Origin of the sequence: Streptomyces sp. NBC_01775, assembly GCF_035917675.1 — a bacterium.
Taxonomy (GTDB): domain Bacteria; phylum Actinomycetota; class Actinomycetes; order Streptomycetales; family Streptomycetaceae; genus Streptomyces.
Genome location: NZ_CP109104.1, coordinates 8,895,678 through 8,908,308, shown reverse-complemented (window position 1 = coordinate 8,908,308; position 12,631 = coordinate 8,895,678). Strand labels below are relative to the sequence as shown.

General features: G+C 73.4%; 13 protein-coding genes. 10 read left to right on the top strand and 3 right to left on the bottom strand.

What is annotated here, in order from left to right; genetic code table 11:
• Positions 1 to 143: 143 nt before the first annotated feature.
• The 7 genes from OHB04_RS39485 to mug all read left to right on the top strand — a co-directional run bounded on the left by OHB04_RS39485 (position 144) and on the right by mug (position 6,997).
• Positions 144 to 1,031 carry an LLM class F420-dependent oxidoreductase gene (locus OHB04_RS39485; protein WP_326693121.1) on the top strand — a complete coding sequence of 296 codons (888 nt, stop codon included), beginning with the start codon at positions 144 to 146 and terminating at the stop codon, positions 1,029 to 1,031.
• A gap of 73 nt (positions 1,032 to 1,104) precedes the next feature.
• On the top strand, positions 1,105 to 1,533 hold the full coding sequence (locus OHB04_RS39480) for a GNAT family N-acetyltransferase (RefSeq protein ID WP_326692423.1): 429 nt from the start codon (positions 1,105 to 1,107) through the stop codon (positions 1,531 to 1,533).
• A gap of 224 nt (positions 1,534 to 1,757) precedes the next feature.
• Positions 1,758 to 3,122, top strand: a complete 1,365-nt coding sequence (locus OHB04_RS39475; protein WP_326692422.1) for a hemolysin family protein — start codon at positions 1,758 to 1,760, stop codon at positions 3,120 to 3,122.
• Positions 3,119 to 4,129: a hemolysin family protein gene (locus OHB04_RS39470; protein ID WP_326692421.1), complete on the top strand. Its 1,011-nt coding sequence runs from the start codon at positions 3,119 to 3,121 to the stop codon at positions 4,127 to 4,129. The genes OHB04_RS39475 and OHB04_RS39470 overlap by 4 nt, the downstream gene beginning before the upstream one ends.
• A 70-nt stretch (positions 4,130 to 4,199) precedes the next feature.
• Positions 4,200 to 4,991 carry an SGNH/GDSL hydrolase family protein gene (locus tag OHB04_RS39465; protein WP_326692420.1) on the top strand — a complete coding sequence of 264 codons (792 nt, stop codon included), beginning with the start codon at positions 4,200 to 4,202 and terminating at the stop codon, positions 4,989 to 4,991.
• Between the two features lie 24 nt (positions 4,992 to 5,015).
• Entirely contained in the window at positions 5,016 to 6,446 is a 1,431-nt protein-coding gene (purB, locus tag OHB04_RS39460) for an adenylosuccinate lyase (RefSeq protein ID WP_326809323.1), read from the top strand.
• Positions 6,443 to 6,997 carry a G/U mismatch-specific DNA glycosylase gene (gene mug, locus OHB04_RS39455; RefSeq protein WP_405807212.1) on the top strand — a complete coding sequence of 185 codons (555 nt, stop codon included), beginning with the start codon at positions 6,443 to 6,445 and terminating at the stop codon, positions 6,995 to 6,997. The genes purB and mug overlap by 4 nt, the downstream gene beginning before the upstream one ends.
• Positions 6,998 to 7,048: 51 nt before the next feature.
• Here the strand turns inward: mug and OHB04_RS39450 are convergent, their stop codons facing one another.
• A complete protein-coding gene (locus OHB04_RS39450) occupies positions 7,049 to 7,459 on the bottom strand; it encodes a hypothetical protein (RefSeq protein WP_326692417.1) in 411 nt (136 codons plus the stop codon).
• 132 nt (positions 7,460 to 7,591) lie between these two features.
• Here OHB04_RS39450 and OHB04_RS39445 point away from each other — a divergent pair, with 132 nt between their 5' ends.
• The gene (locus OHB04_RS39445) at positions 7,592 to 8,761 is read left to right on the top strand and encodes an ROK family protein (RefSeq protein ID WP_326692416.1); all 1,170 of its coding nucleotides are present in this window, start codon (positions 7,592 to 7,594) and stop codon (positions 8,759 to 8,761) included.
• 82 nt (positions 8,762 to 8,843) lie between these two features.
• On the opposite strand, the gene OHB04_RS39440 is transcribed toward OHB04_RS39445, so the two are convergent.
• Positions 8,844 to 9,602, bottom strand: a complete 759-nt coding sequence (locus tag OHB04_RS39440) for a GntR family transcriptional regulator (protein ID WP_326692415.1) — start codon at positions 9,600 to 9,602, stop codon at positions 8,844 to 8,846.
• 193 nt (positions 9,603 to 9,795) lie between these two features.
• Here OHB04_RS39440 and OHB04_RS39435 point away from each other — a divergent pair, with 193 nt between their 5' ends.
• Positions 9,796 to 10,569 (top strand): SDR family oxidoreductase, encoded by a 774-nt coding sequence (locus OHB04_RS39435; protein WP_326692414.1) that lies wholly within the window; start codon positions 9,796 to 9,798, stop codon positions 10,567 to 10,569.
• A gap of 44 nt (positions 10,570 to 10,613) precedes the next feature.
• On the opposite strand, the gene sigJ is transcribed toward OHB04_RS39435, so the two are convergent.
• On the bottom strand, positions 10,614 to 11,534 hold the full coding sequence (gene sigJ, locus OHB04_RS39430; protein ID WP_326692413.1) for an RNA polymerase sigma factor SigJ: 921 nt from the start codon (positions 11,532 to 11,534) through the stop codon (positions 10,614 to 10,616).
• A 147-nt stretch (positions 11,535 to 11,681) separates the two neighbouring features.
• On the opposite strand from sigJ, the gene OHB04_RS39425 reads away from it, so the two are divergent.
• On the top strand, positions 11,682 to 12,560 hold the full coding sequence (locus OHB04_RS39425; protein ID WP_326692412.1) for an alpha/beta fold hydrolase: 879 nt from the start codon (positions 11,682 to 11,684) through the stop codon (positions 12,558 to 12,560).
• The last annotated feature ends 71 nt before the right edge of the window (positions 12,561 to 12,631 follow it).

The following is a 12,631-nucleotide window of genomic DNA, read 5'->3' as shown; positions in this document are numbered from 1 at the left end:
CGGCGTTCATGGCGTTCGCGGAGGTCATCGCGGTCATCGCGGCGCCGGCGGCCGTGGTGGAAATGGACGTCATCGCGGTCTCCCGGACCGCCCGGGTGCTGGGTAGGCTCCCCGCCAACTGCCGTGGGACCCAGGAGGCTGGCATGCCGCGCCCGTTCCGCTTCGCCGTCAACATGCTCACCTTCGACAGCGGCCAGGACTTCCGGGCCCGCTGCCGCCTCGCCGAGCAGCGGGGCTACGACACGATCCTCGTACCCGACCATCTGGGCATGCCCGCCCCCTTCTCCGCGCTGGTCGCCGCAGCGCAGGTGACAGAACGGCCGCGGCTGGGCACCTTCGTGCTCAACGCGGGCTTCTGGAACCCGGCGCTGCTGGCCCGCGAGGCCGCCACCTGTGACCAGCTCACCGGTGGGCGGCTGGAGCTGGGGCTGGGCGCGGGCTATGTGAAGGCCGAACACGACGCGGCCGGGCTGCCGTTCGCCTCCCCCGGCGGACGGGTCGACCACCTGGAGCACACCGTCAAGGAGGTCAAGCGGCTGCTGGCCGACCCGGAGCAGGGGCCCAGGCCGCTCCAGGAGCGGATGCCGGTCGTCATCGGCGGCAACGGCGAGCGCGTGCTGGACCTGGCGGCGCGGGAGGCGGACGTCATGGGCTTCACCGGCGCCCGGCAGGCACCCGGGAAGCCCGAGGGGACGCTGGTGCTGACGCCCCCCTCGGACCTGGAGCGGCGCACCTCGGCGTTCCGTGAACTGACGAGCGGACGGCGCGAGCCGGTCGAGCTGAACTATCTCATCCAGGTGGTCGCCGACTCCGCTGACCGCCGCGCGAAGGTGGCGGAACTCACCCCGTACGCACCGGACGTGAGCGAGAAGGAGCTGCTGGAGCACCCGGCGCTGCTGCTGGGCTCGCCCAAGGAGATGGCCGAGCAGCTGCGTGCGCACCGCGAGCGCTTCGGACTCTCGTACTTCACCGTGCTGGACCGGAACATGGAGGCGTTCGCGCCGGTGATCGAGGAGCTGGCCGGCGGCTGAGGGGGCCAGCCCTCCCGGTCCGCCAGGCGAAATGCGCTGGTGGCGGGCGCGCGGGCTGTGCTGGGATACGGCCATGAGCGATCTTCGGATACGGGCCGCGGGCAAGGCGGACATCGACGGCGTACTGGCTTTCTGGAGCGAGGCGGCCGAGGGGACGAGCGTCAGCGACGACCGCGAGGGGGTGGCCCGGTTGATCGCGCGCGATCCGGAGGCGCTGCTCCTCGCGGAGCGCGAGGGCCGGACGGTGGGCACCGTGATCGCGGGCTGGGACGGCTGGCGGTGCTCGCTCTACCGGCTGGCCGTGCTGCCCGCCGAGCGGCGCCAGGGCATCGCGCGGGCGCTGCTGGCCGCGGCCGAGGAGCGGTTCGCGGCGCTGGGCGGCCGGCGGGGCGACGCGATGGTGCTGGACCGCAACGAGCAGGCGCACCGCGCCTGGGAGGCCGCGGGCTACGCTCCCCAGCCGCAGTGGAGCCGCTGGGTCAAATCTCTGGCCAACGGCTGAGGGCGCCACTCCCCCGCTCCCCCGCCGACGGTGCCGGGAACAAGCGGTGTGCCCTGGCCGTTTACGATGGACCCCCGCGCCGGACCTGCCACGAGCAGGCCCGGCGCCTGCGTCGGAACTGAAAGGTGTGAGCGTCCGCCCATGGGCGACCCTCCTAGTACCAGCCACGGACATCGCGCGGCCCCGCGCTCCCTGCCCGACCATGGTGGGGAGGTGAAGGCCCGATGACGGAAGTGCTGCTGCTGTTTGTGTCGCTGCTGCTGGCTGTGGCGTGCGGCGCGTTCGTCGCTGCGGAGTTCTCCTTGACGACGGTCGAGCGCAGCGAGCTGGAGCGGGCCGAGCAGCGCGGCGAGCGCGGTGCGCAGAGCGCGCTGGCGGCCGTACGGTCCCTCACCTTCCAGCTCTCGGGTGCCCAGCTGGGCATCACCGTCACCAATCTGGTCGTCGGCATGCTCGCCGAGCCGTCCATCTCCAAGCTGCTCGCCGGCCCGCTGCGCTCCGCCGGAGTGCCTTCCTCGGCGTCCTCGTCGGTCGCACTGGTCATCGGCACGGCGCTGTCCACGGTCGTGCTGATGGTCGTGGGCGAGCTGGTGCCCAAGAACTGGGCCATCTCCAAGCCGCTGCCGGTGGCCAAGGCCGTGGCGACGCCGCAGCGCGTCTTCTCCGCGGCCTTCCGCCCGCTGATCCGCCATCTGAACAACACGGCCAACCGGATCCTGCTGCGGATGGGCCTGGAGCCCACCGAGGAGCTGGCCTCGGCCCGCTCGCCGCAGGAGCTGGTGGCGCTGGCGCGGCACTCGGCGAAGGAGGGCGCGCTGGAGGAGGACACCGCCGACCTGTTCGTGCGCACCCTGCACCTGGCCGAGCTGACCGCGGAGAACGTGATGACCCCGCGCGTGCAGGTCACCTCGCTGGAGGTGCAGGCCACGGCGGAGGACGTCGCGAACGCGACCCGCGCCACCGGCCTGTCCCGCTTCCCCGTCTACCGGGGCAGCCTGGACACCGTCGTCGGCATCGTACGGATCAAGGACGTGCTGGCGGTCCCCGCGGGCGAGCGGCGGCTGCGGCCGGTGACCGACCTGATGCGGGAGGCGCTGCTGGTGCCCGAGTCGCTGACCGTCGACCGGCTGCTGGACCAGCTCTCGGGCGGGGATCGCAGCATCGCGGTCGTCATCGACGAATACGGCGGCACCGCGGGCGTCGTCACCCTGGAGGACATCATCGAGGAAGTCGTCGGCGAGGTCCGCGACGAGCACGACCCGCTGGAGACGCCGGACCTGGCGCCGGCGGGCCAGGACGAGCGGGGCCGGCGGATCTACGACGCCGACGGCGCCGCGCGCACCGACCAGCTGGAGGCCATCGGCCTGCGCGCCCCCGAGGGCCCCTACGAGACGCTCGCCGGGCTCATCGCCACCGAGCTGGGCCGTATCCCGACGACGGGCGACACGGTGACCGTCGTCGGCTGGCGGATCGAGGTGGCCGACGCGAGCGGCAGACGGGCAGCCCGGGCACTGCTCACCGGCCCGGCGCCGGGGGACGATCCCGCTGACGCCGAGGACCGGGCCGACGGGGCGGAGGCGCGGCGATGACGGCGGTACAGCTCTTCATCGGATTGCTGACCCTGGTGGTCAACGCCTTCTTCGTCGGCGCCGAATTCGCGCTGATCTCGGTGCGGCGCGCACAGGTCGAGCCGCTCGCGCAGGCCGGTGACAAGCGGGCCCGCAAGGTGCTGTGGGGCCTGGAGCACGTGGCGGCGCTGCTGGCGGCGGCGCAGCTGGGCATCACGCTGTGCACGCTGGTGCTGGGTGTCGTGGCCGAGCCGGCCATCGCCCACCTGCTGGAGCCGCTCTTCCACGCGGCGAGCGTGCCCGAGGGCGCCATCCACCCCATCTCGTTCGTGATCGCGCTGGCGGTCTCGACCTACCTGCACATGCTGCTGGGCGAGATGGTGCCCAAGAACATCGCGCTGGCCGGTCCCGAGCGGGCCGCGCTGGTGCTGGGCCCGCCGCTGGTGGCGCTCACCCGGGCCCTGCGGCCGGTGATCTTCTCGATCAACGCGGTGGCGAACGGGCTGCTGAAGTTGTTGCGGGTCGAGCCCAAGAGCGAGGTCGAGGCCGCGTTCTCGGACGACGATCTGGCGCAGATGGTGGCCGACTCCAGTGAGGCCGGGCTGCTGGACGACCGCTCGACCGAGCGGCTGCGGGACGCGCTGGAGCTGGGCAGGCGCCCGGTCGGCGATGTGGCGCAGCCGCTGGAGAAGCTGGTGACGGCGCGCCGGGGAGTGACCCCGGAGGGCCTGGAGCGGCTGTCGGCCGACTCGGGCTACTCGCGCTTCCCCGTCGTCGACGACGACGGGCGGGTGCTGGGGTATCTCCACGTCAAGGACGCGCTGGACGCCTCGCCGCGCGAGCAGCCCTTCCCGGTCACCGCGATGCGGCCCATCGCACGGGTGCGCGCCGCGCTGCCGCTGGACGACGTGCTGGGCGCGATGCGCTCCAGCGGGACACACCTGGCGGCCGTGACCGGCGCCGACGGCCGGGCCGCGGGCGTGGTGACCATGGAGGATGTGCTGCGGGAGCTGGTCGGCCAGGCCTGACCCGCGGTGGTGGCCCCGTGCCCCGGGGCGGCGGCCGGCCGCCCCGGGCACGGGGCTATTCTGGTCTTTCGTGACCAGCGCAGCTTCCACCGGGCCCATCCGTTCCTTCGTCGCCTTGGGTGACTCGTTCACCGAGGGCATGTCGGACCTCCTCCCAGGTGGCACCTATCGGGGCTGGGCCGACCTGCTGGCGGCCCGCCTGGCGGCCCTGGAGCCGGACTTCCATTACGCGAACCTCGCCGTGCGCGGCAAGCTCATCGGGCAGATCGTCCAGGACCAGACCGCACCGGCCGCCGCCATGGGTGCCGACCTGGTGACGCTGGTCGGCGGCCTCAACGACGTGCTGCGGCCCAACTGCGACACCCGGCGGGTGTGCGCGCTGCTGGAGGAGGCGGTGGGCAAGCTGGCGCCGTCGGCCGGGACGCTCGTGCTGATGCGCAGCCCGGGACGCAAGGGCCCGGTGCTGGAGCGCTACCGGCCGCGGATGGAGCTGCTCTTCGACTTCATCGACGAGCTGGCCGAGCGGCACGGCGCCCTCGTCGTCGACCTGTACGCCTCCGAGGCGCTGAGCGACCCGAGGCTGTGGGCGGACGACCGGCTGCATCTGACCGACGAGGGGCACCTCAGGGTCGCCGAGGCGGTCTGGCAGCGCCTGGGCCTGCCGTCGGAGGCGGACTGGAACGCCCCGCTCCCGCCGTCCGAGCCGCCGTCGTGGGCGGCACGCCGGGCGGCGGACGCGCGCTTCGCCAGGACACATCTGCTGCCGTGGATAGGCCGTCGGCTGACGGGCCGCTCCACCGGGGACGGGCGGACGTGCAAGCGGCCCGAGCTGGCCCCGCTGGCCTGCGGCGACACCCCATAGTCCGGCCCCGTAGACTCGGCTGACGTGACTGACAAGCCGCGTATCCCGAACGTCCTGGCGTCCCGCTACGCCTCCCCCGAGCTGGTCCGTATCTGGTCCCCCGAGTCGAAGGTCGTGCTGGAGCGACGGCTGTGGCTCGCCGTGCTGAAAGCACAGCGGGACCTGGGCATCGGTGTGCCGGACGAGGCGGTGGCCGACTACGAGCGCGTGGTCGAGGACGTGGACCTGGCCTCCATCGCGGAGCGCGAGAAGGTCACCCGGCACGATGTGAAGGCCCGCATCGAGGAATTCAACGCGCTGGCCGGGCACGAGCACGTGCACAAGGGCATGACCTCGCGGGATCTGACGGAGAACGTCGAGCAGTTGCAGATCCGGCTGTCCCTGGAGCTGGCGCGGGATCGCACCGTCGCGCTGCTGGTGCGGCTGGGAAAGCTGGCGGGCGAGCACGCCGAGCTGGTGATGGCGGGCCGTTCGCACAACGTCCCCGCGCAGGCCACCACCCTCGGCAAGCGCTTCGCGTCGGGCGCCGACGAGCTGCTGGTGGCCTTTGCCCGGCTGGAGGAGCTGCTGCGCCGCTACCCGCTGCGCGGCGTCAAGGGCCCGGTCGGCACGGCACAGGACATGCTGGACCTGCTGGGCGGTGACGGGGAGAAGCTCGCCGACCTGGAGCGCAGGATCGCCGAGCACCTCGGCTTCGGGCAGGTGTTCACCTCGGTCGGGCAGGTCTACCCGCGCTCCTTGGACCACGAGGTGGTCGGCGCTCTGGTGCAGCTGGGCGGGGCGCCCTCGTCGCTGGCCAAGACGATCCGGCTGATGGCCGGGCAGGAGCTGGTGACCGAGGGCTTCAAGGAGGGCCAGGTCGGCTCCTCGGCGATGCCGCACAAGATGAACACCCGCTCCTGCGAGCGGGTCAACGGGCTCATGGTGATCCTGCGCGGCTATGCCTCGATGGCGGCCGAGCTGGCGGGCGACCAGTGGAACGAGGGCGACGTGTCCTGCTCGGTGGTGCGCCGCGTGGCGCTGCCGGACGCGTTCTTCGCCTTCGACGGGATGCTGGAGACGTTCTTGACGGTGCTGGACGAGTTCGGCGTCTTCCCCGCCGTGGTCACCCGTGAGCTGGACCGCTATCTGCCGTTCCTGGCCACGACGAAGGTCTTGATGGCCGCCGTGCGGGCCGGGGTGGGCCGCGAGACGGCACACGAGACGATCAAGGAGCACGCGGTGGCCTCGGCGCTGGCGCTGCGCCAGGGCGCCGAGCACAACGAGCTGCTGGACCGACTGGCGGCCGACTCCCGCATCCCCCTGGACCGGGAGGCGCTGGGCGCACTGATGGACGACCGGCTGTCCTTCACCGGCGCCGCCGGGGCGCAGACGGCCGAGGTCGTGGCGCGCGTCGAGGAGGTCGCCAAGACGCACCCGCAGGCGGCGGCGTACGCGCCGGGGGCGATCCTCTGACACCGCGCTTCACCGCGGAGGAGCTGGAGGCGGCGCGCGACAAGCTGGTGCCGGACGTCTCGGCCCCGGGGCTGCGGGTCCTGTTCTGCGGGATCAACCCCGGGCTCCTCTCGGCCGCGACCGGCCACCACTTCGCCCGCCCCGGGAACAGGTTCTGGCCCACCCTGCACGCCTCCGGCTTCACCCCTCGCAGGCTGGCGCCCGAGGAGGAGCGGGAACTGCTGTCCTACGGGCTGGGCATCACCAATGTCGTCGCACGGGCCACGGCGCGGGCCGACGAGCTGGCGCCCGCGGAGTTCACCGAGGGCGGCCGGCTGCTGGAGGCCAAGGTGACGCGGCTGCGTCCGCGGCTGCTCGCGGTGCTGGGGATCACCGCCTACCGCGCGGCGTTCGACGAGCGGAAGGCGTCGGTGGGCCCGCAGGAGCGGCGGATAGGCGGCTCCCGGGTGTGGCTGCTGCCCAACCCCAGCGGGCTCAACGCGCACTTTCCGCCGCCCAGACTGGCCGAGGAGTTCCGTCGCCTCCGGGAGGCGGCCTCGGACCAGGAGTGAGCGGCGGCACCAGATGTGACCGGCCCGTACGCCGCCACCCCGGCGTGGGCCTCACTCCGGTGACCAGGGCCGGGACCTGCCCTCCTCCCCCGCCGCCGCGAGCAGTTGCAGCGGCCCGCTCTCTCCCCAGCAGGCCACGCCTATGCCCGTCCAGCGCCCCTGGACACTCCACACGCTCAGTTCGGTGACATGCCCGCACAAGGTCCGCTCCGGCTCGGGCACTGCGCGTCCCTCGGCCGTGGCGACCAGCTGCCCGGTGAGGTCCACCGTCTCCGCCTGGCCCCACCGCCGGGACAGCAGGGCGGCGAGCGCCTCGTGTTCGGCCTGGAACTCCCGCCCGGTCTCCAGTACGTCGGCCGCGTCGTCGTCCGGACCGGTGTGGCTCGTGCGTAATTCCGCGACGCCGGGCCCGGGTTGTGCGCGCAGGCGGTCGAGGGCCGGGAGGTGGTGCGTAAGGAACATGTCACCAGTCAACCCGCTCCCACTGACAGCCGGTTGACGCGGGGGGCTGCCGGGCGGGGTCCGCCGGGCACTCGCCGTGATCGCCGGGAGCGGTTACGATCCGCCCCACGCGGATACGCAGGGAGGCGGACGTTGGGCAGGCTCACCGGAAGGGATCCGTCCTTGTTGCGGCGGATCAATTCCACGGTCGTACTGCGGACGTTGCGCGGGTCCGGCACCTCCTCGCCGCTGACCTTGACCGAGCTGGTGCACGCCACGGAGCTGTCCCGGCCGACGGTCGAGGGTGTGGTCGAGGGACTCATCGAGTCGGGCCTGGTCGCCGAGGCGGAGGACGAGCCGGCCCAGGCGCGCGGCTCGGCCCGGCGGGGCCGCCCCGCCCGACGGTTCCGCTTCCGTGCCGAGGCGGGCCATCTGCTGGGCCTGGAGATCGGCCCGCACCGGGTGGCGGCCGTGCTCTCGGACCTTACGGGCCGGATCACCGGCTCGGTCGCGCGTGAGGTCCAGGAGACGGCCACGGCCGAGGTGCGGCTGGACCGGGCCCGGGGGACGGTGGCCGAGCTGCTGCGCAGGACCGATGTCGCGCGGGACGCGCTGCGCGCGGTCGGTGTCGGCACGCCGGGCATCGTGGAGGCGGACGGGACGGTACGGCTGGGCACAGCGCTGCCGGGCTGGACAGGGCTGCCGCTGGGCGAGCGGCTGCGACGCTCGTTCAGCTGCCCCGTGCTGGTGGAGAACGACGCCAACGCCGGGGTGCTGGCCGAGCACTGGAAGGGCGCGGCACGCGGCGTGGACGATGTGGTGATGGTGCTGGCGGGGCTGAGCCCCGGGGCCGGCTCACTGATCGGCGGGCGGCTGCACCGGGGGTTCGGCGGGGCGGCCGGGGAGATCGGGGCGCTGCACCTGCTGGGCAGGGAGGCCACCCCCGAGCGGCTGCTCTCGACGACGGACGAGCCCTTGCACCCGCTCGACGAGGCCGCCGTGGCACGGGTGTTCGCGCAGGCCAAGGGCGGCGACGAGCAGGCGAGGCGGGCGATGGACCGGTTCTTGGCGCGGCTCGTGCACGACGTGGCCGCGCTCGTGCTGGCGCTGGATCCCGAGCTGCTGGTGGTGGGCGGCTGGGCCTCGGGCCTCGACGGGGTGCTCGACCCGCTGCGGGGCGAGCTGGAGCGCTACTGCCTGCGCCCTCCGAGGGTCGCGCTCTCCCTGCTGGGCGACACGGCCGTGGCGACGGGCGCGCTGCGGCTGGCCCTGGACCATGTGGAGGGCGAGCTGTTCACCGTCGAGGGCGCCGCGGCGATCTGAGGGGCGGTGCGCGCGGGGTGGAACGATAAGGCGCCTGCCCCGTGCGGGGGCAGGCGCCTTATCAACTCCCGGAGTCGGCGCGTCAGCCGGCGAGCAGCGAGACGGCGTCCGAGTCGCTGAAGGACAGCCGGCAGGTGTCGGCGCGGAAGGTGGAGACCGCCACCGCCGAGGTGCCGCTGTCGGTGAGGTAGCGGGTGGTGACGACGAGGACGGGGGCGCCGGGCAGCCGGTCCAGCCTGCGCGCGTCGTCGGCGCGGGCCGAGCCCAGCTCCACCGTGCGGTCCTGCCCGGCCAGCGGGAGCCGATGGAGCTCGCGCAGGACGGCGCGGGCACGCGCGGCACCGGCGGCGGAGCTGAGTCCGTCCTGGTCGGCGGGAGGCGGGGACACCACGGCGGCGGGGACGTAGAGCACCTCGGTGGCCACCGGCTGGCCGCTGGTCGTGCGGCTGCGGCGCACGGCGTGGACGCTCTCGCCGCCGGTGCCCAGCAGCCGGGCGACCGGGGCGGGGGGCTCCGTCTCCTCGTGGTCCTCGGTGTGCCAGGCGTCGCCGGGCGCGCCGGGCCACACGTGGGGGCCGCCTTCGGGACCGACGCCGACGCCGACGCGCGGCGGGGCGACCGTGGTGCCCACTCCGCGGCGGCGCTGGAGACGGCCCTCCAGCTCCAGCTGTTCGAGAGCCTGGCGGAGCGTGGCGCGGGCCACGCCGAAGCGGGCCGCCAGCTCGCGCTCGTTCGGAAGGATCTCGCCGACCGCGAACTCGGAGTCGAGCGCGTCCGACAGCACGGTCTTCAGGTGCCAGTACTTCGGCTCCGGCACCGTCTCCAGTTGCGTGGTCCCCACCCTTGCCTCGCAATCCCCGTACGCCCAGCGGGCGGTGTTTATGTGTGCTTGTTTTTTAAAGGTCCTTGCGTATGCCTCCTTGACCATAGGGCGGCCCCCACCCTTGGTCAAGACCAATCGGCTCCCCCCGCCCCCTTGCCCCGCCCCGCACACGCTGCAATGATCGATCATCGATCAAAATCTGGGAGGATCCATGCCCCGCCCCGTCACCCCCTCCGCCCGGCAGCGCGTCACCGTCATCACCGGCGGCAGCCGCGGCATCGGCGCCGCCACGGCGCTGCGGCTCGCCAAGGACGGCCACCATGTGGGGATCGGCTACGAGCGGGATGCGGAGGCGGCCGAGCGCACGGCGGACGCGGTGCGCGAGGCGGGCGGCGCCGCGGTGACCGTGTGCGCGGACACCAGCGACGAGCACGCGGTCGACGACCTGTTCGACTCGGTCCGGGAAGCACTCGGGCCCGTCACCGGCCTGGTCAACAACGCGGCCGTCTCCGGGCCGCTCGGCCGCTTCACCGAGACCTCGCCGGAGGTGATGCGGCGCGTGGTGAACGTCAATGTGGTGGGCGCGCTGCTGTGCGCCCGGCGCGCCCTGCGGGAGATGTCCACGGTGCACGGCGGGCTCGGCGGCTCCATCGTCAACATCTCCTCGTCCGCCGCGACCCTCGGCTCCCCTGGCGAGTACGTGCACTACGCCGCGTCCAAGGCCGCCGTCGACGCCATGACGGTGGGCCTGGCCAAGGAGTTCACCGGAGAGGGCGTGCGCGTCAACTGCGTCCAGCCCGGTTCCGTACTGACCGAGATGCACGCGCGGATGGGGGACCCGGACCGGGCGTGGAAGAAGGCGGAGATCACCCCGGCACGGCGGCCCGGCGAGCCGGAGGAGATCGCTGACGCGGTCGCCTGGCTGCTCTCGGACGAGGCGTCCTACACCTCCGGCGCGGTGCTGAGGGTCGCCGGAGGGCTGTAGGGACGTGGAGCCGGGGTACGCAGGAACGCGAATCCGGGGCCGGCTCAGTTTCCCTGACCGGTGAGGTGCGCCAGCTTGTCCGGGTTTCTGATCAGGTAGAGGGACTGGATGCGGCCGTCGGCCACATCGGCGGCGAAGACCGTGTCGGGCGCTTCGTCGTAGGTGGCCAGCAGCGCCTGACCGCCGTTGAGTTCCAGGAACCGGAAGCCGAACACGCCGTCCCCGCCCTGGGGGCCGATGGCGGCCAGGAAGCGGGCCACCTTGTCCGCGCCCACGATGACCCGGCGGGGCGCCTTGGCCTTGCCCGCGCTGTCGGACACCAGGCGGGCGTCCGGCGCCAGCAGGGAGAGCAGACCCTCGAGGTCGCCTTCGACGGATGCCTTCAAGAACCGCTCCGTCAGGTCCCGCTGCTGCTTGGGGTCGACGTCGAAGCGGGTCCTGCGCTCCTCCACATGGCGCCGCGCCCGCGACGCCATCTGCCGCACGGCGGGCTCGCCGCGCTCCAGCGTCTCCGCGATCTGCGCGTAGGGGAAGCCGAACGCCTCGCGCAGCACGAACACCGCGCGCTCCAGCGGTGAGAGGGACTCCAGCACCACCATCACGGCCAGCGAGACGGACTCGGCCAGCACCACGCGCTCCGCGCCCTCCCGCTCGTCCCGCGCGGCACCCGGGGCCAGGTCGGTGACCAGGGGCTCGGGGAGCCAGGTGCCGACGTACGCCTCGCGCCTGGCGCGCAGCTGGCGCAGGCGGTCGATGGCGAGGCGGGTGGTGACGCGTACGAGATAGCCGCGCGGCTCGCGCACCTGCTCGCGGTCGGCCGCCGACCAGCGCAGCCACGCTTCTTGCACCACGTCCTCGGCGTCGGCCACACGGCCGAGCATGCGGTAGGCCACGCCGAGGAGCACCGGGCGGTGCTCCTCGAAGATCTCGGTCCCGTCAGGACTCACGCCGCCGTCTGCACTCACGTCGCCATGATGCCAGCCGGGGCGAAGGCGACCGCCATCGCCTTCCCTCCGGCGGAGGCTTGCTGACATCGTGTCAACGAACCTGGAGCCGCCCGCCCGCCAGCTCGTCCGCCAGCCGTCCAGCCAACCGGAACCGTAGGAGTCGCCATGCCCACCGTCTTCACTCCGCAGACCCCCGCGTCCGTCTCCACCTCCGTCGTCCGCGTCAGGCCGCCCGCCCGGCCCGCCTTCGACGTGGCGTACGAGCGGCGCGGCAGCGGCGAGCCGGTGCTGCTGCTGCACGGCATAGGCCACCACTGGCAGGCGTGGGAGCCGGTGTTGACCGTACTGACCGCGCGGTACGACGTCATCGCCGTCGACCTGCCCGGCTTCGGCGCCTCACCCGCGCTGCCCGAGGGAGTCTCCTACGGGGTGGAGAGCATCGTGCCGTTGCTGGCGGAGACCTGCGCGGCACTGGGGGTCGAGCGCCCGCACGTGGTCGGCAACTCGCTGGGCGGGCTGCTGGCGCTGGAGATGGGGCTGCACGGGCACGCCCGTTCGGTCACCGCGCTGTCCCCGGCCGGATTCTGGAACGGGGCCGAGCGCCGCTACGCCTTCGGGGTGCTACAGGGCATGCGCGTCGGCGCTCGGGCGCTGCCCTCCCCCGTCGTCGGGCTGCTGGCCCGCAGTGCGGCCGGGCGGGCCGCACTGACCAGCACCATCTACGCGCGCCCCGGGCGTCGTTCCCCCGACGCCGTGGTCGCCGAGACCCGGGCGCTGGCGCGGGCCACCGGCTTCACGCCGGTGCTGGCCGAGGGGCAGCGGCCCGGCTCGACGTTCCGCGAGGACATCACCGACGTGCCGGTGACCATTGGCTGGGGCGACCGCGACCGGATCCTGCTCCGGCGTCAGGGAGTGCGCGCGAAGCGGGTCATCCCGGGCGCCCGGCTGGTACGACTGCGCGGCTGCGGGCACGTGCCGATGAACGACGACCCGGCAGCGGTCGCGCGGATCGTCCTGGACACGGCACGGCTCGGGAGCCTCTGAGGGCAGGCGCGGCCCGGAACCGGGCCGCGGGCCGCGAGCCACAGGCCGCGAGCCACAGGGGCACTCCCCCC